Raw genomic sequence first — 20,168 nt, 5'->3', positions numbered from 1 at the left:
ATAGCGGGTTGACATACACGGAACTGACTCCTGTGTCGAAACCGATAGCTGACCGGGGCCCAACCTTACCGCAGTGCCCCCATGAAGTCATTAGAACCCGACAGTCGGCAAACTGTGGTAGGCGCGCCGGTAAATCATCTGATGTTTTTAGAGTTGCTGAAGTGACGCATGTGACTCGGTTTCCGAATCGCTCGGTCTCCCGCCTTATGCCGTCACGTTCGCAGGAACACGTCGTCCAGCGTCACGGTCCGCAGCGCGCGCGCCCGAATGATGTCGACCAACTCCCCGAAGACCTCGGTGACGGGCAAATGGTTGAGATGGCCGATCACGATCGTCTGCGCGGTGAAGTGTTTGTCGGCCATTGCGACGACCTCGGCGGCCGGGATCAAGACATGGTCCTCCAGCGTGCCCGACCACAACGTGTCGATGGTGTAGCCGAGATCGGCCGACACCTTGTCGACGTGGGGGCCGGTCGCGCCGTAGGGCGGCCGGAAGTACGGACGTGCGTCCACGCCGTACGTCTTCCACAGGAAGTCGTGGTTACGCCGGAACTGCTCGGCCACATCGACCAGTGACAGCTTGGTGAGGTCGGGGTGCGACCACGTGTGGTTGGCCAGCTGGATCTGACCGTCGTCGACCAGCGGACGCAGCAGGTCGGCGTGATCGGTCCACGACCGGTAGATCCCGTTGACGAAGTAGGTCAGGCGTATCCCGGTGTCCTTGGCGAATTGCGTGTAAGCCCGCACGACCTCACTGCTGACACCGTCGTCGACGGTCAGCGCCAACAGGTCCCCGTCGCCGGGCAGGCTGCTCAGCACGCCACCGCCGGGTAGCGCGATCCGCGCCGACGCCGGTGGCGGCGGCAACAGGCCGACCGAGGGTGCGGGTGGGACCTGCGCCGCCACACCAGCGACTCGCGGTTGTGCCGCGGTCGCGCAGCGGCTCAGGCCCACTGCGCCGAGGGTGGCGACGGACAGGGCCGCGACGAAGTTGCGCCGGTTGAGTCTCAGCCCGGCGCCGGCGGTTGGGGAGCGGCCGATCACCGCCCTTACTGTCGCGCGCTCAGGCGCAAAAGCCGCACATTGCGCGGCGTGTCGCGTCGGAACCTACCGGGACCTACCGCTGCGGTACGGCGGTCGGCTTGATCGGCGCCGGAAGCGCCGACCGGCCCATCAGGTAGCGGTCCACACCCGCCGCGGCCGCGCGGCCCTCCGCGATGGCCCACACGATCAGCGACTGCCCGCGCCCCATGTCGCCCGCGACGAAGACGCCGGGCACCGAGGAGGCGAAGTCGGCGTCTCGGCTGACATTGCCCCGCTCGTTGATCTCGACGCCGAGGTCGGTCAGCAGGCCTTTGCGCTCGGGACCGGTGAAGCCCATCGCGAGCAGCACGAGATCGGCTTCCATCTCGAACTCGGTGCCCTCGACCTTCTCGAACTTGCCCGCGTTCATCTTGACCTCGTGGCCGCGCAGTCCGGTGACATGCCCGTCGCGGCCGATGAACTCCTCGGTGTTGACCGAGTAGACGCGCTCGCCGCCTTCCTCGTGCGCCGAGGACACCCGAAACATCAACGGGTAGACCGGCCACGGCGTCGAGTCGGCGCGTGTCTCCGGCGGCCGCGGCATGATCTCGAACTGGTGCACGCTGGCCGCGCCCTGGCGGTGCGCGGTGCCCAGACAGTCGGCGCCGGTGTCACCACCGCCGATGATGATGACCTTCTTGTCCTTCGCGTGGATCGGCGGCAGGCCGTTCTCGTCGGTGACGGGGTCGCCGAACTGCACGCGGTTGGCCCACGGCAGGTACTCCATCGCCTGATGGATGCCGTCGAGCTCGCGACCCGGGATCGGCAGGTCACGCCGCTCCGTCGCGCCGCCGGCGAGCACCACCGCGTCGAACTCCTTGCGAAGCTGCTGCGCTGTTATATCAATGCCGACGTTGACCCCGGTGCAGAACTCGGTGCCCTCGGCCGCCATCTGCTCCAGACGACGGTCGATGTGGCGCTTTTCCATCTTGAACTCGGGGATGCCGTAACGCAGCAGCCCGCCGATGCGGTCGTCGCGCTCGAACAGCGTGACGCTGTGCCCGGCGCGGGTCAGCTGCTGGGCGGCGGCCAGCCCGGCCGGGCCCGAGCCGACGACGGCGACCTTCTTGCCGGTCTTGACCTCCGGCGGCAGCGGCGTCACCCACCCCTCGTCGAAGGCCTTGTCGATGATCTCGACCTCGACCTGTTTGATCGTGACCGGATCCTGGTTGATGCCCAGAACGCAGGAACCCTCGCACGGAGCGGGGCACAGCCGGCCGGTGAACTCCGGGAAGTTGTTCGTCGCATGCAGCCGTTCGATGGCGTCGCGCCAGCGGTCGTTGCGCACCAGGTCATTCCACTCGGGGATCAGGTTTCCCAGCGGACAACCGTTGTGGCAGAACGGAATCCCGCAGTCCATACAGCGGGTTGCCTGCTCACGCAGGGTGTCGTGGGAGAAGTCCTCGTAGACCTCTTTCCAGTCGCGCAGGCGAATCGGCACGGGCCGCCGCTGCGGCGTCTCGCGCTGGGTGTATTTCAGGAAACCGCGGGGATCAGCCACTGGCGGCCGCCATGATCGCCTCGTTGACGTCGGCGCCGGTGCGTTCTGCCTCGGCAATCGCCTCGAGCACCCGTTTGAAATCGCGGGGCATCACCTTGGTGAAGTGCTTCACGTTGTTGTCCCAGTCGTTGAGGATCCGTGCTCCGACAGCGGAATCGGTGGCGTCGACGTGGGCCTGGATCATGCCCGCGAGCCAATCGAGGTCCTCCTCGTCGAGGCCCTCCAGTTCCACCATCTCGGCGTTGAGGTTGTCCGCCAATGCGCCGTCGGGGTCGTAGACGTAGGCGATGCCACCGGACATGCCCGCGGCGAAGTTGCGCCCCGTCGGACCGAGGATCGCGATCTTGCCGCCGGTCATGTACTCACAACCGTGGTCGCCCACGCCCTCGACCACCGCGTGCGCACCGGAGTTGCGCACCGCGAACCGCTCGCCGACCTGGCCGCGGATGAACACCTGGCCGCTCGTCGCACCGAACAGGATCACGTTGCCCGCGATGATGTTGTCCTCGGCGACGTAGCCCTCGGGTGCGCTGTCCGATGGCCGCACCACGATCCGTCCACCCGAGAGGCCCTTGCCGACATAGTCGTTGGCGTCGCCGTAGACCCGCAGCGTGATGCCCTTCGGCACGAACGCCCCGAAGCTGTTGCCCGCCGAACCGTCGAAGGTGATGTCGATGGTGCCGTCCGGAAGACCCTGCCCACCATAGGCTTTGGTCACCTCGTGGCCGAGCATCGTGCCGACCGTCCGGTTGACGTTGGCGATCGTCGTCGAGAAGCGCACCGGGGTCTGTGAATCCAGCGCTTCGCGGCACATCACGATCAGCTGCTGGTCGAGCGCCTTGTCGAGGCCGTGGTCCTGACGCGAACTGCAATACAGGTCCTGGTTCATGAACGCCGACTCGGGCTCGTGCAGAACCGGCGACAGGTCGAGCTTGTAGGCCTTCCAGTGCTCGGCGGCCTTCGTGGTGTCCAGCGCGCCGACCTGCCCGACCATCTCGTTGACGGTGCGGAAGCCCAACTGGGCCATCATTTCCCGTACCTCTTCGGCGATGAACATGAAGAAGTTCTCGACGAATTCGGGCTTTCCGGTGAACCGCTCGCGCAGCACCGGATTCTGGGTGGCCACGCCCACCGGACAGGTGTCGAGGTGGCAGACGCGCATCATGATGCAACCCGAGACCACCAGCGGCGCGGTGGCGAAGCCGAACTCCTCGGCGCCGAGCAGTGCGGCGACCACGACGTCGCGGCCCGTCTTGAGCTGGCCGTCGACCTGGACGACGATGCGATCGCGAAGACCGTTGAGCAGCAACGTCTGCTGGGTTTCGGCCAGGCCGAGTTCCCACGGCGCGCCGGCGTGCTTCATCGACGTCAGCGGGGTCGCGCCGGTGCCGCCGTCGTGGCCGGAGATCAGCACGACGTCGGCATGCGCCTTGGACACACCGGCGGCAACCGTTCCGACGCCGTTCTCGGATACCAGCTTGACGTGCACGCGCGCCTGCGGGTTGGCGTTCTTCAGGTCGTGGATCAGCTGCGCGAGATCCTCGATCGAGTAGATGTCGTGGTGCGGTGGCGGGGAGATCAGGCCGACGCCGGGCGTCGAGTGCCGCACCTCGGCGACCCACGGGTAGACCTTGCCACCCGGAAGCTGGCCGCCCTCACCGGGTTTCGCGCCCTGAGCCATCTTGATCTGGATGTCGGTGCAATTGCTCAGGTAGTGGCTCGTCACGCCGAACCGCCCCGAGGCCACCTGCTTGATCGCGCTGCGGCGCCAGTCGCCGTTCTCGTCGCGGTCGAAACGCGACACCGCCTCGCCGCCTTCGCCCGAATTCGATCGTCCGCCAAGGCGGTTCATCGCGATGGCCAACGTCTCGTGCGCCTCGGCGGAGATCGAGCCGTAACTCATCGCGCCGGTCGAGAACCGCTTGACGATCTCGCTGGCCGGCTCCACCTCCTCGAGCGGCACCGGCGGGCGCAACCCGTCGCGGAACTTGAGCAGGCCGCGCAGCGAGGCCATCCGCTCGCTCTGATCGTCGACGAGCTTGGTGTATTCCTTGAAGATCTCGTACTGGCCGGTGCGAGTGGAATGTTGCAGCTTGAACACCGTGTCCGGGTTGAACAGGTGGTACTCACCCTCCCGGCGCCACTGGTACTCGCCGCCGACCTCGAGTTCGCGGTGCGCCCACTCGTCGGGCCGGTCGAGATAAGCCAACGCGTGCCGGGCGGCGACATCGTCGGCGATGTCGTTGAGGTCGATTCCGCCGACGGGACAGGTCAATCCGGTGAAGTACTCGTCGAGCACCTGCTGGTTGATGCCGATGGCCTGGAACAGCTGGGCGCCGGTGTAGGAGGCCAGCGTCGAGATGCCCATCTTCGACATCACCTTCAGCACGCCCTTGCCCGCGGCCTTGACGTAGTTGGCCTTGGCCTGGTCGCTGGAGATGCCGGTGATCACGCCGCGGTCGACCATGTCCTCGATCGACTCGAAGGCCATGTATGGGTTGATCGCAGCCGCGCCGAAGCCGCACAGCATAGCCATGTGGTGCACCTCGCGGGCGTCGCCGGCCTCCACGACCAGCCCGACCTTTGTGCGGGTGCGTTCCCGGACGAGGTGGTGGTGCACGGCCGAGACCGACAGCAGCGACGGGATCGGCGCCATCTGCTCGTTGGATTCGCGATCCGAGAGCACGATGATGCGGGCTCCCTCGCGAATCGCGGTCGACACCTTGGCGCGCACGTTGTCCAGCGCCTCCTTGAGACCCTGCCCGCCTCGGTTGACCGGATACAGGCAGCGGATGACGGCCGCGCGCATGCCGTGCTTACGCCCGCGGATCTCGTGGTCGGGGTCGACGCAGATCAACTTGGACAGGTCGGCGTTGCGCAGGATCGGCTGCGAGAGCACGATCTGTCTGCAGGATTCCGGCCCCGGGTTGAGCAAGTCGCCCTCCGGTCCGACTGCGCCCTGCAGGCTGGTGACGACTTCTTCCCGGATGGCGTCCAGCGGTGGGTTGGTCACCTGGGCGAACAGCTGCTGGAAGTAGTCGTAGAGCATCCGCGGGCGTTGCGAGAGCACCGCGACCGGAGTGTCGGTGCCCATCGAGCCCAGCGCCTCGGCGCCGGAGCGCGCCATCGGCGCGACCAACAGGTTGAGCTCCTCGTAGGTGAAGCCGAAGATCTGCTGGCGCAGCACGACCCGGTGGTGCGGCATCCGCACATAGTCGCCCGGCGGCAGCTCATCGAGGTCGAACAGGCCGGCGTCGAGCCACTCCTGGTAAGGGTGCTCGGCGGCGAGCTCGGCCTTGATCTCCTCATCGGAGACGATGCGGCCCTTGGAGGTGTCGACCAGGAACATGCGGCCGGGCTGCAGACGCATCCGCTTGACGACGGTCGACGGGTCGAGTTCGAGCACGCCTGCCTCCGACGCCATCACCACCAGGCCGTCGGCGGTGACCCAGATCCGCGACGGACGCAGGCCGTTGCGGTCGAGCACGGCGCCGATCACCGTGCCGTCGGTGAAGCAGACCGATGCCGGGCCGTCCCACGGCTCCATCAGCGAGTCGTGGAACTCGTAGAACGCCCGGCGCGCCGGGTCCATCGACTCGTGTCGCTCCCACGCCTCCGGGATCATCATCAGCATCGCGTGCGGAAGGCTTCGCCCGCCCAGGTGCAGGAGTTCGAGCACCTCGTCGAACCGGGCGGTGTCCGACGCCCCGGGGGTGCACACCGGGGTGATCTTGTCGAGATCCTGATTCGGGCCGAACACGTCGGTCTTGATGAGCGCCTCTCGTGCGCGCATCCAGTTCTCGTTGCCGGTGACGGTGTTGATCTCGCCGTTGTGGGCGATGCGCCGGAACGGGTGGGCCAGCGGCCACGACGGGAACGTGTTGGTCGAGAAGCGTGAGTGCACGATGCCCAGCGCACTGGTGAGGCGGTCGTCCTGCAGGTCGAGGTAGAAGGCCTTGAGCTGCGGGGTGGTCAGCATGCCCTTGTAGACGAAGGTTTGCCCGGAAAGGCTTGGGAAGTAGACGGTTTCACGCCCGGGCCCGTCCTGGCCCGGGCCCTTGGTGCCCAGCTCGTGCTCGGCGCGCTTGCGCACCACGTACGCGCGACGCTCCAAATCCATGCCCGACGCACCGCCCATGAACACCTGCCGGAATGTCGGCATCGCGTCGCGGGCCAGCGCGCCCAGCGGCGAGTCGTCGATCGGCACCTCGCGCCAGCCCAGGACCTCGAGTCCTTCGGCCTCGGCGATCTTCTCGACGGCCTCACACGCGGTCGCCGCATCCTTCGACGACTGCGGCAGGAACGCGATTCCGGTGGCGTAGCTACCCGGCTCCGGCAGCTCGAAGTCGACCACCTCGCGCAGGAACGCGTCGGGGACCTGCAACATGATGCCCGCACCATCGCCGGTGTTCGGCTCGGCACCCTGCGCGCCGCGGTGCTCCAGGTTCACCAGGGCGGTGATCGCCTTGTCGACGATGTCGCGACTGCGGCGGCCGTGCATATCGGCCACCATCGCGACGCCGCACGCATCGTGCTCGAACGCGGGGTTGTACAGCCCTTGCATCCTGGGCGCCATTCGCACCTACCCTTTTCCTGCACGTCTTATGAAGCTTCTGCCTGACAGCCGTAGACAGCGGCGGTTAGCCGGTCCGGCCATGGAGTGCCTTCGTGCAGCATCGAACGCCGGCCTGTATCCACTTGCCCCGAGTGGAGAAAACGATATGACAAACACCGGGTGACATGCCAACTTAGTAGACCCTAACTACATCGGCGGGACGGTGCGGCCGTCTCGCTTGCCACCACTCGGTTTTGCACCCAACATCGTTGCGGCCCTGCGATTTTCAAGGCGATCAGCGATTCTCCAGCGGGGTGCGGTACACGTCACACTTGCCTCCCGACGCCGCCTGGCGTTTGCTGAAGGGCGCTATTTCGGCGCTTTTTCCAGCTTAGACCGCTGCGTACGGGTTTGCGAAAAGCCTAGCCAGATTCTTAAGAAAGCGCTTTCAGGCTGGCTTCGGGGGTGAGGTCCAGCCGTCGCAGCAGTTGAGCGTTGAGCGCCACCACGACCGTCGACGCCGACATCAAGATCGCGCCGACGGACATCGGCAGGATGAAGCCGACCGGCGCCAGCACCCCCGCGGCCAGCGGCACCGACACCAAGTTGTATCCCGCTGCCCACCAAAGGTTTTGCTGCATCTTGCGGTATGCGGCCCGAGAGAGCTGCAGCACCGACAGCACCGAGCGCGGATCCGAGCCGGCCAGGATCACCCCGGCCGAGCCGATCGCCACGTCGGTTCCCGCGCCGATCGCGATGCCGACATCGGCCTGGGCAAGCGCGGGGGCGTCGTTGACGCCGTCCCCCACCATCGCCACCTTGCGCCCGTCCCGCTGCAACTGGGCCACCTTTGCCGCCTTGTCCTCCGGTCGTACCCCGGCGAACACCCGCTCGATGCCCAAGTCGGCGGCCACCGACTGCGCGACGGCCTCCGCGTCGCCGGTGATCATCACCACTTCGATGCCCAGCTTGGTCAGTGCCTCGACCACCTGGCGGGACTCCGGTCGCACCTCGTCAGCCAGCTTGATCGCACCGGCGGCCTCACCGTCGACCACGACGTGCAGGATGATCGCCCCTTCGTCGCGCCACTGTCCCGTTTCGGGCAGGTCGGCGAGCCCCGCTTCGGCCAGCATCCGCGGCCCGCCGACCTGAACGGTGCTGCCCTCGACCATGGCCTTGACGCCCACCGCCGGGGACGAGCTGAAGTCGGTGGTCGGCGGCAGGTTCAGCGAGCGGTCGCGCGCGGCCGCGACGATCGCCTTGGCCAGCGGATGCTCGGAGTACGCCTCGGCCGCCGCCGCCCACGTCAGGACATCCTCGGCGGAACGGCCGGGTGCGGTCGCGACCGCGGTGACCGTCGGCTCGCCCTTGGTCAGCGTGCCCGTCTTGTCGAACAGCACGGCTTCGACGGTCCGCATGCTCTCCAGCGCCAGCCGGTCCTTGATCAGAACGCCTCCGCGTGCGGCGCGTTCGGTGGCGATCGAGACCACCAGCGGTATCGCCAGCCCCAGAGCGTGCGGGCAGGCGATCACCAGGACGGTAATGGTCCTGACGACGGCCGCGGCGGGCAAACCCACGAACGACCACACCACGGCCGTAACGATCGCCGCCGACAGCGCGAACCAGAACAGCCAACCCGCCGCCTTGTCGGCCAGGCGCTGCGCCCGCGACGACGAGTTCTGCGCTTCGGTCACCAACCGCTGGATACCGGCCAGCGTCGTGTCGTCGCCGACCGCGCTGACCTGCACCCGCAGCCCTGAGTCGGTGGCCACCGTGCCGGCCACGACGTGGTCGCCCGCCTCGCGGCGAACCGGCCGCGATTCGCCGGTGACCATCGACTCGTCGACGTCCGCCGTACCGGCGATGATCTCGCCGTCGGCCGGGATGTTGCCTCCGGGGCGCACCAGCACGACGTCGCCCACACGCAACTCGGCCGGTGCGACGATTTCCGTGCCGCCGTCGACGACCCGCTCGGCCTCGTCGGGCAGCAGCGCCGCCAGGGAGTCGAGCGCCGATGTGGTCTGCGCGAGCGAGCGCATCTCGATCCAGTGCCCGAGCAGCATGATCACGATCAGCAGTGCCAGTTCCCACCAGAAGTCCAGCTCGTGGTGCAAGACACCGAGGCTCGCACCCCAGGACGACAGGAACGCGACCGTGATAGCCAGCCCGATCAGCAGCATCATTCCCGGTGCGCGGGAACGGATTTCATTGACGGCCCCGGACAGGAAGGGCCGCCCGCCCCAGACGTACATCACGGTGCCGAGCACCGGCGGCACCCATCGGACCCCGGGGATGTCGGGCAGCGAGTAGCCGAGGATCATCGAGAACATCCCCGACAGCGTGACCGTGGGGACGGCGAGCACGAGCATGGTCCAGAACAGGCGCCGGAACTCGGCGACGTGGCCAGAATGATCGTGGCCGCCCGAGTGGTCTTGGCCCTGCGGATGGTCGTGCCCCGAATGACCGACCGCGGCCGTGTCTGGGTGCTGGGCGCCATGGCCGGCGTGCGTCATAGCGGCCATGCTATACCCCCTAGGGGTATATGGCCAGGGCTTGTTCGGTCACGCTGTACCTCGATGTCGCATCCACTGAACACTCCGCTGGGCCGGTTCGGCATCGTGACGTCCACGGACGCGCCCGGTGAGTGCGTGGCCTCGATCCCGGTGGGCGGCATGGTGAACCCGCTGACGGGCGCCCCGACGATCGCGCCCATGGCGATGCTCGTCGACCACGCGTGTGGCCTGGTCAACCACCGGCGCCGCGCCGACGATGAGTGGACGGTGTCCAGCGAGCTGTCTCTGGAAGCCGATCCCGACGCCGCCGAAATCATCGCGGGCACCCCGGATGTACCGGTGGTCGCGACCGCCCGACCGTTCGGCGCCAAGAGCGACGTCGCGCTGGCGTTGTGCGAGCTGACTCATCGCGACACCGTGCTCGCCACGGCCACCGTGCGTTCGTTCTACATCCACTCACCCGCCGACATCGCACCGTTTCCCGACGGTCCGTCCGGCCCGCTGCCGCCGGGCACGCTCGCCGACCGGATGGCGGTTCGCGTCGCCGAGAGCGGCGGCGCGGGGCGGGTTCTGCTGCAGGACGAGGACCCCGTGCTGAACAACGCGATCGGCATCGTGCACGGCGGGGTGACGGCCATGGCGCTGGAACTGGTGGCGTCGGCGGCACTCGACACCGATGGTTCAGACCGGCCGCTGCGGACCGCGTCGGTGCGGGTCAACTTCATGCGGCCCTTCCACAGTGGACCCGAATCTCGTTATGTGGGAACCGCTTTGCGTGTCGGGCGCCGGACGGGCGTCGCCGAGGGGCAAGCCGTCGGCCCCGGGGGAGGGGTGGCGATCCTCGCCAGACTGACCGCGTACCGCTGACAATCGCACTAGCATCTGGAGACCATGGCCGAGACCCGTGAAACCGGCGGCGGCCTCGGGGGATTCGTTCGACGCTCCGGCTACATCCGTAAGTGGCTGATTCTCGGGATCGCGATCGGCGTCATCGCCGGCCTCGGCGCGGTGGTGTTCTATCTGGCGCTCGACTATGCGGGCGACTTCCTGCTCGGTGACCTAGCCGGCTACCGGATCCCCAAACCGGTCGGCGACGGCGGCGATCCCGGCTCGGCGGGCTTCGACCGGCCGTGGGCCATCCCGCTGGTGGTCTGCGGCGGCGCTCTCGTATCGGCGTGGCTGGTCGCGAAGTTCGCGCCCGAGGCCGAAGGGCACGGCACCGACAGCGCGATCGAAGCCGTGCACACCGACCCCCGCGCCATCCGGGGACGAGCCATCGTCATCAAGACCATCGCCAGCGCCCTGACCATCGGGTCGGGCGGCTCCGGCGGCCGCGAAGGCCCCGCCGCGCAGATCTCCGCGGGCTTCGGATCCATGCTGACCCGCTGGCTGAACCTGTCCGACGAGGACGGGCGGATCGCGGTGTCGCTCGGCATCGGGTCGGGTATCGGGGCGATCTTCGGCGCCCCGCTCGGCGGCGCGGTGCTTGCGGCCTCGATCGTGTACCGCCGAGATTTCGACTACCGGGCCTTGATACCGGGATTCATCACCTCGGCGACCGCCTACTCGGTACTGGGTTCGATCCTCGGCTTCGACCCGCTGTTCGGATTCGTCGCCGCCGACTACCGCTTCGACAGCCCGCTCGATCTGGGCTGGTTCGTCGTGCTCGGCGTCGTCGCGGCCGGCGTCGGCTACCTCTACGCGCGCATCTTCTACGGAACCGTCGCACTGACCGGTCGGCTGCCCGGCCACAAGGTGCTCAAACCCGCGGTCGGCGGGCTGGCGGTGGGACTGCTGGGCCTGGCGATCCCACAGGTTCTGGCCAGCGGATACGGATGGGCGCAGAAGGCCACGGCCACCGACACCCTGATGGCGATACCGCTGTGGATCGTGCTGCTCCTGCCGCTCGCCAAGCTCGTGGCGACGTCGTTGTCGATCGGCACCGGCGGTTCGGGCGGCATCTTCGGGCCGGGTGTCGTGGTAGGCGCCTTCGTCGGCGCCGCGCTGTGGCGGCTGGGCGATCTGGTCGACGCCCCTGGAATCCCCGACAGCCCCGCCACCTTCGTCGTCGTCGGCATGATGGCGTGCTTCGGCAGTGTCGCGCACGCGCCGCTGGCCGTGATGATCATGGTGGCGGAGATGACCGGCTCGTTCTCGGTGATCCCGTGCGCGATGGTCGCCGTCGGTATCGCCTACATGTTGATGTCGCGCACCGACGTCTCGATCTACCGCGCGCAGCGCCTCGACCGGGACGCCGCCGACGCCGCGCGTGGCGCCGACGGACGCCGGCCACCTCCGCCCGAAACGACTACCTGACCGGCGCCTTCTTCTTGGCCTGGCTGGCGGCGTCCTTCTCCGTCGACGCGCCCTTGTTGGCCAACTGGCCACCGGAATTCTCCAGGTGCGCACGCACGAACCACTGGAACTTCTCCAGCTCCGCGGCATGGCCGATCAGCATGTCCTCGGTGACCGGATCGGAATCCTCGGCGTCCTCGATGTTCTTTCGGGTGTCCTCGATGACTCCGTCGTAGACGAGATCGAGTGCGGCCAAGTGTGCCTGCACGGTGTCGCGGTCCAGCGAGTAGTCATCCCAGGAGCGGTCGCCGATGATCGCGCCCGGCGTGCCCTTCGGCGAGTACCCCAGAGTCGCGATGCGCTCGGCGACCTCGTCGGCGTAGCCACGCACCAACTCGACCTGCGGGTCGATCATCTCGTGGACTCCGATGAAGTTCGGGCCCACCACATTCCAGTGAATGTGCTTGAGGGTCAGGTGCAGATCGTTGTACCGGCTCAGCTGCTTCTGCAGCAGCTCGGCCATCTTGGCCGCGTCTTTGTCGGTCATACCCGGAACGGTGTACTGAGACTTAGGCATGGGAAAGCTCCTTTGCACGCATACGGTGTCGAGGCTTCGACTACCCGCTGCGTCGGCGAGGTAATCACCACGTCACAGGCGTCACATCTCGATCAGATTCGGAATCGCCATGCGCGGGCCGAACCGCGGAAGCACCGCAAGACCGCTCACTTCCAGCAAGCGCACAGCGCGGTGACGGTGCGGGCGAAGCGGTTCGAGCAACTCGACCATCGCGGGATCGTCGATCGGATGGCCCAGCAGGCTCCACCCGACCATCTTCGCCAGGTGGTAGTCGCCGACCGAGAGCGCATCCGCGTCACCGAACGCGCGCTGACTCGTCTCGGCGGCGGTCCACTCACCGACCCCCGGAAGCGACGCCATGGCGGCACGCGCCCTGGCCGGTGACCGGGCGCCCAGTCGTTCCAGCGAGTCGGCGCGCTGAGCGCACACGACGACGGTGCGCGCGCGGCGCGGATCGACGTTGGCGCGGTGGAACTCCCACGACGGGATGCGGCGCCAGACGTCACCGGGCGGTGGCACCCGCATGTGCGCGGGCGCCGGTCCGGGTGCGGGGGCGCCGTACTTGGTGACCAGCAGCCGCCACGCGCGGCGCGCGTCCTTGCCGTAGACCCGCTGTTCGAGCACCGCGGGAATCAGGGCTTCGAGCACGCGGTCGGTGCGGCCCAGCCGAAGATGCCGCACGCGTCGATGTGCGGCGGCGATGGTCGGTTCCGTGGGCGCGAAGCCGACGCTGTCGTCGTACGCGCCGAGTTGGGCGGGCAGGGTCTCGGCGAATTCGGTCGCGCCGTCACCCCACGCTTCGCAGTCGACGGTGTCGGGTGCCGATTTGGTGAGGCGCGCGGTGACCGGGCCGCTACGCATCAGGCTGGTGCGCCAGATCGCGCCGTCGGGGGCGTCGAAGTAGCAGGGGTCCTTTCGGCCACGCCGCAGCGGCGCCAAGGTCAACGCGGGGCTGACCGGGCCGTCGAAGACGACCCTGACCGAGGTGTGCACCGGCCAAGGTTATGCCGGGTCTACGGGTTATGCGTGAACGACGGTGACCTCTGCCTTGTCCGGGTAGAACGCGACGTGACCGGCGATGGCGGCGACGGCGGGGTAGGGCTTCTCGTAGGTCCAGATGGCGTCCTCGACGACGGTGCCGCTGCCGGTCACCAGGTCGTAGTAGCTGGCGTCGCCCTTGAACGGGCAGTACGTCTGGGTGTCGCTGGGCCTGAGTTTGTCTTGGATGACGTCGTTGTGCGGGATGTACTGCACCGCCGGATAGGTCGACTCCCGCAGCGTCAACGCCCGATCTGTGTCGGCGACGATCTCGCCGTTCACCCGGACGGTGACGTGTCTGCCGGTCGGCTCGACGGTGATCGGGTGCTCCGCGGTGGGCTCGAGTACGGGTCGATCGTTCATGTCATGGCCAACGCACGAGGTGCCGGTCGGAATTCCGGACGTGTCGGTGGGTGGTGGCATAGTCGAACACAAGTTCGGATCGGACTTCGCAGAGGCGGACGACGCCGCTGTGGTCGCCGCTATCGCCGAGGGTGCACGTGCGGAGGCGCAAGCCGCCGCACGCCGGCTCGCGGCCATTGCAGAGTTGGTCCGGCGCAAGGTGTGCGATGACGACGAGCGGCAGCGGTCCGCGTTCGATCCGTGGGACAGCGTCGCCGCCGAGGTGGCTGCGGCGATGACGGTCGGTCATCGGCGCGCTTCGGGGCAGATGCGCATCGCGCAGGCGCTGCGCGAGCGGCTGCCACAGGTGGCCGCCTTGTTCGAGCAGGGCGGTATCAATGCGCGGATCGTCTCGACGATCACCTGGCGCACCACGTTGATCGAAGATCCTGAGGCGTTGGCACTCATCGACACCGCACTCGCACAACGGGCGTCTCGATTGAGTCCGCTATCGGAGCGGCGACTCGACGACGCAGTCGACGCGCTCGTCCACCGGTTCGACCCGCTCGCGGTGCGGAAGTCGAAGACAGCCGCGCGCAGCCGAGACTTCCACTTCGGTGACGATGACGACCCGGCCGGCACGACTTCGGTGTGGGGCCGGTTGTTGGCCACCGACGCCGCCGCCCTCAAACGGCGCCTCGCCGAGATGATGAAGGGCCTGTGCGACAACGATCCGCGCAGTATGGGCGAGCGGCGCTCCGACGCGATCGGCGCCTTGGGCGCCGGCCAAACCCAATTGGCTTGTGCGTGCGGATCGCCGACATGCGCCGCTGCCAGTGTGCAGGCGTCGAACGTCCAAATACACGTGATCGCCGACCAAGCCGCGATCGACAGTGCCGCTGCCGCTGCCGCTGCCCGCGAAAATGCGGCCGCTGCCGAACACAATGCCGCTCCTGCTGCCGACGGGCCCGCCGCTCACGCTGCCGAAGGCAACGCGGACCGCACCACCATAGGCGACAGAGGCGGCGACGCCTCACCCCCTGCGGAAGGAAAAAAGCCCCAGAAACGAGGCACCGCAGTGCTGCTGGGCCACGGGGCGTTGCCCACGTTCCTACTGCCCTGGCTGATCAGCCGCGGGGCGAAGGTGCGCCCGATCAAGATGCCGGGGTCGGAAGCCGAGTCGCGGTATCAGCCGTCAGCGGCGCTGGCCGAATTCGTGCGCATGCGGGATATGTACTGTCGCGCACCGGGATGCGACGTGCCCGCCGACCTCTGCGACATCGATCACACGACCCCGTGGCCCCTGGGACCCACGCATCCGTCGAACCTCAAATGCCTGTGCCGCAAGAACCACCTGATGAAGACATTCTGCGGCGGCCCTGACGGCTGGCGCGACATACAGCTTCCGGATGGGACTGTCATCTGGACCGCGCCGAGCGGCCTCACCTATACCACCCACCCCGGTAGCAAGCTGTTCTTCGAATGGGATACGACCACGGCCAACCTGCCACCGCCACCGGATACTCCACCGCCCGTGACCGATCGCGCCGCGAAGATGCCGAAGCGAAGACGCACTCGCGCGGCCGAATTCGCCGCACGGATCAGAGCCGAGCGGGCACGCAATGTCGACCCCGCACCGTTCTGAGAGCGGAAACCGGCTAGTGCGGTCGGTCGGTCTTACTCAAGTCGTACGCCGTCCGGACTTAAGCAGGTGGTGTAATCGGCTGATGGCAGAACTTGAACGGCACGGCGCGGTGTATGTGTTGACCCTCGGCGAGGACGAGAACCGCTTCCACCCCGACCGGCTGACCGCGATGAACTCGGCACTCGACGAGGTGGAGGCCGCCGACGGGCCGAGGGCCGTCGTCACGACCGGCAGCGGCAAGTTCTACTCCAACGGCCTGGACCTGGACTTCATGGCCGCCAATCCCGATGCGGCCGAGGCCAATCTGGCCGACGTGCACGCGCTGTTGGCGCGCGTGCTGGCGTTCCCGGCACCGATCATCGCCGCGGTGCAAGGGCACGCGTTCGCCGCGGGCGCGATGCTGGCGCTGGCCCACGACCAGATCGTGATGCGCGCCGATCGCGGCTTCTTCTGCCTGCCTGAGGTCGACCTCGGCATCCCGTTCACGGCCGGGATGAACGCCCTAATCCGGTCCCGCCTGCCGATCGCGACCGCACACGAGGCGATGACCACCGCGCGACGGTACGGCGGCGAGGACGCCCTCGCGGCAGGAATCGCCGCGGCCACCGCTGGGGAGGGTGACGTCCTCAACGCAGCGGTCGACCGCGCCGATGCGCTGGCCGCCAAAGCCGGCGCGGTGTTCGGCACGATCAAGGCGCGCTTGTACGCGGAAGTGATCGCCGAACTGAAGGTGCGTTAGCCGCCGAAACTGAACATCTGCACGATGTTCCGGCATTTTCATACATAGCTTCAGTTTCGAGTGCAACAGCTCAGAACGCCCAACGGTGATACTGCGCCATGTACCGCAACGCCGGCAGCGCCGACATCACCCGCCCCATCGCCCGGTAATACCAGGCGACGTCGCGGAACGTTGGCGAATCGAACGGCGACACCCACGCCAGCAACCGCACACCGGGCACCGCCTCGGCGATATCGTCCGGACCGTCGATCCCCCACTGCAGCGTCGCCCCCGAGCGCCGTACCACCGCGTTCAGGACCTGCGACCGGATGCCGAGCCGGCTGAACGCATCGAATTGCAGTTCACCGGAGGGAAACCCGTCGACCACCCGCCGCAGCAGCGCCGCACCATCGGATTCCGTCAGGTACATGGTGAGGCCCTCGGCGATCATTAAAGTCGGCCGGTCCAAGGGGATTTCGGGCAACCACGATGCATCCGTGACCGAGGCGCCGATCACCCGGTAGTGGTCGCGGTCCGGATAGAGTCGCGTGCGAAGACTTGCGACCTCCGGATAGTCGATGTCGAACCAGTCGACCCCGGGACCGGCGTCCACCCGAAACGCCCGCGCGTCCAGCCCGCATCCCAGATGCAGCACGACCGCCCGCGGGTGCACGGCCAGGAACTGGCGCGTCCACCTGTCGAAGTGCGCGCTGCGGGTGGTCACCGATGCCGAATTGGCCGCAGTGATCGTCGTTTTCGACCAGTCATAGTCGATGCGCTCGACGATGTCCTTGGCGAACCGGTCACCCAGGATCGGGTTCGGCAGGTCAGCGTCGAGCGCCTTGGCGTAGAACGTCGCAAGCATGGTCTGCGGCGCACCGGACAAATCGACGGAAAGCTTGTCGGGCATCTCTACTCGCGGGCTAGCCTGCCTTGCTTGTACGCCGCGCGTCCCGCAGCCCCGCCCAGAACCTCGCGGCCTCGCGGATCGAATCCTCGACAGGCCTTGGACTCCAACGCAATTCACGTCGGGCCTTGCTGCAATCCACCGGTGCTTCCGCACGCATCAGCCGCAGCGAGCCGAGCGAGAACTTCTCGTCCTTGCCGGTCACCCGCGCCTTGGCGGTGCCCAGGGCGGCCATCGCGTAGGAAACGGGCAGCGGGAGCGACTTCGTCGGCGCAGGCATCCCCGCGGCTTCGGCGGCGATGCGCACCACCTCGGCATTGCTGATCATCTTTTCCGAGATCAGGTACCGCTCGCCGACTCGGCCGTGCTCGGCGGCGAGGATCATGGCGCGCGCCGCGTCGTCGACACCGACGGCCTCCAACTCGATGCCGCGCATCACGAACGGCAGCTTGCCGAACGCCGCCCCGGCGATGATCGCGCCGTGCGGGGTGCGGCCCCAGTCGCCGCCGCCGTAGGTGGTCGACACGCACATCGCCACTGCGGGCACGCCGTGCTCGCGCGCATATTGCAGCACCACCGTCTCGGCCTGCACCCGCGACCGCACATACGGCGTCAGACCTTTGTCGACGATCACGTCGTCCTCGGTCGCCACGTGCCCGCGCCTGCGCCCGACCGTCACATAGCTGCTGGTGTAGACGAACCGCCGCAGACGCATGTCCTTGGCGACCTCGAGCACGTTCCGGGTGCCTTCGACGTTCGTATAGAAGAGCGGCGTGGGGTCATTGAGCCAGCCGCGCGTGTCGACGACGCAGTAGTACACGTCGTCGACTCCGGTCATGGCCGCGCGCAGCGTGTCGTTGTACCAGATGTCGCCGAGGAAGCGCTGTACCGGCAGATCGTCGATGCTCTTGGTGTTCGCGTTCGGGCGGACCATGACGCGGACGTCGTGACCGGCGGCCACCAGCTGTCGAGTGACATGGGATCCGAGGAAACCGTTGGCCCCGATGACCAGCTTGCTCACTTGCCTCCTCCGTACTGCTTCATCCACTCCTCGGCCTCCGGCGGCAAGGTGCCGAGGTCCGCTGCCTTGCGGCACCACTTGACGGTCGCCTTGACGAACCGCAACGGGTTGTAGATGTCCTCTTGCCGGCGCCACAGTCCGTCGCCGGCGTAGGTGACGATCGAGATGTTGGTGGCGCTGATGATGGTGCCGTCGCCGGGGTCGCGCATCGGGTTGTCGAGCTCGCAGATGATTCGGCCCGTGGCCTCGTCGATCACGGTCCACAGCGACGGGAACGACGTCATGTAGCTACCGGGAAACGACTCCATCGTCTTCCAGATCCAGGGGCGCACTTGTTCCCGGCCGCGCATGGTGCCTGCCGCATGCTCGATGTAGAGGACGTCGTCGGTGTACTGGTCGACCCAGGGATCCCAGTCGCGGGTCTGCGCGGCGCGGTCGACCGTCGCCTCGAACTGATGGAACGCCGCGGCGAGTTCCTCGCGGCTGAAGGTGCTGCCCGTCACACCAGAACTAGAACACGTTCTACCGAGCTTGTCGAGGGTCAGAACGCGGTGAGCACCTGGCGGCTGCCCAGCGGATTCTGTAGAGGGACGTCGAGGATCCCCGATACCGCGATCATGATGCACGGCCGGCCCACGGCTTCGTGAAGCGTGCCGCCGAAGAGTTCCACGGTGACGGCTTCGGGTGTCTCCTGCACGGTCGCGTGGACGCCGTAGCACTGCGGGGTCCCCGTGGTGAAGTGCACGCCGACGGCGCGGTCGCCCGCGACGCGGTTGAAGGACTCGGCGCGCATCGGCTGCGGGTCGACGATCGCGGGGTTGTCGATGAACAGCAGGCCCGGATAGCCCGGCCGTTCGGGCAGCACGGCCGTCTCCGCCGATGCCGCAGGGGCCGCCCACAGGGCCAACGCAGCGGCCACCACGGCGAGGAATGCGCGCATCACACAACCGTAATGGGAGGCAGGAACACCGCGGTCGGTTCGGTGGTTATACAGGCACTATGGCAAAGCAATACCACAAGAATCCGGCCGCGGTGAAAGCGTTGTCGCCGGAGCAGTACCAGGTCACACAGAAAAACGGCACCGAGCGGCCCTTCACCGGCGAGTACTGGGACAACCACGAGCCGGGTATCTACGTCGACGTGGTCTCCGGCGAGCCGTTGTTCGCCTCGGTCGACAAGTTCGACAGCGGGACAGGGTGGCCCAGTTTCACCCGTCCGATCGATGCGACCAACGTCGTCGAGAAGCGCGACTTGTCGCACCTGATGATCCGCACCGAGGTGCGCTCGGCGCACGGTGACAGCCACCTCGGCCACGTGTTCACCGACGGCCCCCGCGCCGAGGGTGGGTTGCGCTACTGCATCAACTCCGCTTCGCTGAGGTTCATCCACCTCGACGACCTCGAGGCCGAGGGGTATGGCGATTACAAGAAGCTGTTCGTGAATGAGGAGGCGCAAGCATGAGCGACCACAAGACGGCCATCCTGGCGGGCGGTTGCTTCTGGGGCATGCAGGATCTGATCCGTAAGCAGCCGGGCGTGGTGTCGACGCGGGTCGGCTACACCGGTGGCGAGAACGCCAACCCCACGTACCGCAGCCACCCCGGCCACGCCGAGGCGATCGAGATCGTCTACGACCCGGCGCGGACCGACTACCGCGCGCTGCTGGAGTTCTTCTTCCAGATCCACGATCCGACCACGAAGAACCGTCAGGGCAACGACGTCGGTACCAGCTACCGGTCGGCGATCTTCTACCTCGACGACGAGCAGAAGCGCGTCGCGCTGGACACCATCGCCGATGTCGACGCGTCGGGGCTGTGGCCCGGCAAGGTCGTGACCGAGGTGTCCCCGGCGGCCGAGTTCTGGGAGGCCGAGCCCGAGCACCAGGATTACCTGGAGCGGTACCCGAGCGGTTACACCTGCCACTTCCCGCGCCCGGGCTGGAAGCTGCCCAAGCGCGAAACGGCCAACCAGTAGC

17 protein-coding genes are annotated in these 20,168 nt (G+C 67.4%); 6 read left to right on the top strand and 11 right to left on the bottom strand.

Annotation, left to right across the window (positions count from 1 at the left end; all coding sequences use genetic code 11):
- Window positions 1-212: 212 nt before the first annotated feature.
- The 4 genes from AU192_RS06920 to AU192_RS06905 all read right to left on the bottom strand — a co-directional run bounded on the left by AU192_RS06920 (window position 213) and on the right by AU192_RS06905 (window position 9,651).
- Window positions 213-1,043 carry a polysaccharide deacetylase family protein gene (locus AU192_RS06920; RefSeq protein ID WP_082694933.1) on the bottom strand — a complete coding sequence of 277 codons (831 nt, stop codon included), beginning with the start codon at window positions 1,041-1,043 and terminating at the stop codon, window positions 213-215.
- A gap of 73 nt (window positions 1,044-1,116) precedes the next feature.
- On the bottom strand, window positions 1,117-2,583 hold the full coding sequence (locus AU192_RS06915) for a glutamate synthase subunit beta (protein ID WP_064395053.1): 1,467 nt from the start codon (window positions 2,581-2,583) through the stop codon (window positions 1,117-1,119).
- A complete protein-coding gene (gene gltB / locus AU192_RS06910; RefSeq protein WP_064395052.1) occupies window positions 2,576-7,159 on the bottom strand; it encodes a glutamate synthase large subunit in 4,584 nt (1,527 codons plus the stop codon). The genes AU192_RS06915 and gltB overlap by 8 nt, the downstream gene beginning before the upstream one ends.
- 413 nt (window positions 7,160-7,572) lie before the next feature.
- A complete protein-coding gene (locus tag AU192_RS06905; protein WP_064395084.1) occupies window positions 7,573-9,651 on the bottom strand; it encodes a heavy metal translocating P-type ATPase in 2,079 nt (692 codons plus the stop codon).
- 63 nt (window positions 9,652-9,714) lie between these two features.
- On the opposite strand from AU192_RS06905, the gene AU192_RS06900 reads away from it, so the two are divergent.
- A complete protein-coding gene (locus AU192_RS06900; RefSeq protein WP_064395051.1) occupies window positions 9,715-10,518 on the top strand; it encodes a PaaI family thioesterase in 804 nt (267 codons plus the stop codon).
- Window positions 10,519-10,542: 24 nt separating this feature from the next.
- On the top strand, window positions 10,543-11,967 hold the full coding sequence (locus AU192_RS06895; RefSeq protein WP_064395050.1) for a chloride channel protein: 1,425 nt from the start codon (window positions 10,543-10,545) through the stop codon (window positions 11,965-11,967).
- Here the strand turns inward: AU192_RS06895 and AU192_RS06890 are convergent.
- The 3 genes from AU192_RS06890 to AU192_RS06880 all read right to left on the bottom strand — a co-directional run bounded on the left by AU192_RS06890 (window position 11,960) and on the right by AU192_RS06880 (window position 13,924).
- Window positions 11,960-12,523 (bottom strand): Dps family protein, encoded by a 564-nt coding sequence (locus tag AU192_RS06890; RefSeq protein WP_064395049.1) that lies wholly within the window; start codon window positions 12,521-12,523, stop codon window positions 11,960-11,962. The genes AU192_RS06895 and AU192_RS06890 overlap by 8 nt on opposite strands.
- Window positions 12,524-12,604: 81 nt before the next feature.
- Window positions 12,605-13,516 carry a DNA-3-methyladenine glycosylase family protein gene (locus tag AU192_RS06885; RefSeq protein ID WP_064395048.1) on the bottom strand — a complete coding sequence of 304 codons (912 nt, stop codon included), beginning with the start codon at window positions 13,514-13,516 and terminating at the stop codon, window positions 12,605-12,607.
- Between the two features lie 27 nt (window positions 13,517-13,543).
- On the bottom strand, window positions 13,544-13,924 hold the full coding sequence (locus tag AU192_RS06880; RefSeq protein WP_064395047.1) for a DUF427 domain-containing protein: 381 nt from the start codon (window positions 13,922-13,924) through the stop codon (window positions 13,544-13,546).
- On the opposite strand from AU192_RS06880, the gene AU192_RS06875 reads away from it, so the two are divergent.
- Together AU192_RS06875 and AU192_RS06870 are read left to right on the top strand one after the other, a co-directional pair.
- Window positions 13,923-15,548, top strand: coding sequence for an HNH endonuclease signature motif containing protein (locus tag AU192_RS06875; RefSeq protein ID WP_082694932.1), 1,626 nt, complete (start codon window positions 13,923-13,925; stop codon window positions 15,546-15,548). The two genes, AU192_RS06880 and AU192_RS06875, sit on opposite strands and share 2 nt — an antisense overlap.
- Before the next feature lie 82 nt (window positions 15,549-15,630).
- Window positions 15,631-16,287 (top strand): enoyl-CoA hydratase-related protein, encoded by a 657-nt coding sequence (locus AU192_RS06870; protein ID WP_064395046.1) that lies wholly within the window; start codon window positions 15,631-15,633, stop codon window positions 16,285-16,287.
- Window positions 16,288-16,357: 70 nt separating this feature from the next.
- Here the strand turns inward: AU192_RS06870 and AU192_RS06865 are convergent, their stop codons facing one another.
- The 4 genes from AU192_RS06865 to AU192_RS06850 are packed head-to-tail and all read right to left on the bottom strand — an operon-like array spanning window position 16,358 to window position 19,134.
- Window positions 16,358-17,176, bottom strand: coding sequence for a class I SAM-dependent methyltransferase (locus AU192_RS06865; protein ID WP_064395045.1), 819 nt, complete (start codon window positions 17,174-17,176; stop codon window positions 16,358-16,360).
- Between the two features lie 13 nt (window positions 17,177-17,189).
- Window positions 17,190-18,194, bottom strand: a complete 1,005-nt coding sequence (locus AU192_RS06860) for an NAD-dependent epimerase/dehydratase family protein (protein ID WP_064395044.1) — start codon at window positions 18,192-18,194, stop codon at window positions 17,190-17,192.
- A complete protein-coding gene (locus AU192_RS06855; RefSeq protein WP_064395043.1) occupies window positions 18,191-18,697 on the bottom strand; it encodes a nuclear transport factor 2 family protein in 507 nt (168 codons plus the stop codon). Before AU192_RS06855 ends, AU192_RS06860 begins: the two co-directional genes overlap by 4 nt.
- A 38-nt stretch (window positions 18,698-18,735) precedes the next feature.
- A complete protein-coding gene (locus tag AU192_RS06850) occupies window positions 18,736-19,134 on the bottom strand; it encodes a hypothetical protein (RefSeq protein WP_064395042.1) in 399 nt (132 codons plus the stop codon).
- Between the two features lie 59 nt (window positions 19,135-19,193).
- On the opposite strand from AU192_RS06850, the gene msrB reads away from it, so the two are divergent.
- Both msrB and msrA read left to right on the top strand, forming a co-directional pair.
- Window positions 19,194-19,655, top strand: a complete 462-nt coding sequence (gene msrB, locus AU192_RS06845) for a peptide-methionine (R)-S-oxide reductase MsrB (RefSeq protein WP_064395041.1) — start codon at window positions 19,194-19,196, stop codon at window positions 19,653-19,655.
- Entirely contained in the window at window positions 19,652-20,167 is a 516-nt protein-coding gene (msrA, locus tag AU192_RS06840; RefSeq protein WP_064395040.1) for a peptide-methionine (S)-S-oxide reductase MsrA, read from the top strand. The genes msrB and msrA overlap by 4 nt, the downstream gene beginning before the upstream one ends.
- The last annotated feature ends 1 nt before the right edge of the window (window position 20,168 follow it).

Source organism: Mycobacterium lehmannii (assembly GCF_001499925.1).
GTDB classification, from domain to species: Bacteria; Actinomycetota; Actinomycetes; order Mycobacteriales; family Mycobacteriaceae; genus Mycobacterium; species Mycobacterium lehmannii.
The sequence above is the reverse complement of the archived record's forward strand: the minus strand, read 5'-3'. Positions and strand labels throughout refer to the sequence as shown.

Excerpts from the sequence above, each read along its gene's own strand:
- msrA (WP_064395040.1), top strand. The coding sequence starts at position 19,652 with ATGAGCGACCACAAGACGGCCATCCTGGCGGGCGGTTGCTTCTGGGGC.
- AU192_RS06900 (WP_064395051.1), top strand. The coding sequence starts at position 9,715 with ATGTCGCATCCACTGAACACTCCGCTGGGCCGGTTCGGCATCGTGACG.
- AU192_RS06905 (WP_064395084.1), bottom strand. The coding sequence starts at position 9,651 with ATGACGCACGCCGGCCATGGCGCCCAGCACCCAGACACGGCCGCGGTC.
- AU192_RS06865 (WP_064395045.1), bottom strand. The coding sequence starts at position 17,176 with ATGCCCGACAAGCTTTCCGTCGATTTGTCCGGTGCGCCGCAGACCATG.
- AU192_RS06870 (WP_064395046.1), top strand. The coding sequence starts at position 15,631 with ATGGCAGAACTTGAACGGCACGGCGCGGTGTATGTGTTGACCCTCGGC.
- gltB (WP_064395052.1), bottom strand. The coding sequence starts at position 7,159 with ATGGCGCCCAGGATGCAAGGGCTGTACAACCCCGCGTTCGAGCACGAT.
- AU192_RS06850 (WP_064395042.1), bottom strand. The coding sequence starts at position 19,134 with ATGCGCGCATTCCTCGCCGTGGTGGCCGCTGCGTTGGCCCTGTGGGCG.
- AU192_RS06895 (WP_064395050.1), top strand. The coding sequence starts at position 10,543 with ATGGCCGAGACCCGTGAAACCGGCGGCGGCCTCGGGGGATTCGTTCGA.
- msrB (WP_064395041.1), top strand. The coding sequence starts at position 19,194 with ATGGCAAAGCAATACCACAAGAATCCGGCCGCGGTGAAAGCGTTGTCG.
- AU192_RS06890 (WP_064395049.1), bottom strand. The coding sequence starts at position 12,523 with ATGCCTAAGTCTCAGTACACCGTTCCGGGTATGACCGACAAAGACGCG.
- AU192_RS06880 (WP_064395047.1), bottom strand. The coding sequence starts at position 13,924 with ATGAACGATCGACCCGTACTCGAGCCCACCGCGGAGCACCCGATCACC.
- AU192_RS06875 (WP_082694932.1), top strand. The coding sequence starts at position 13,923 with ATGTCATGGCCAACGCACGAGGTGCCGGTCGGAATTCCGGACGTGTCG.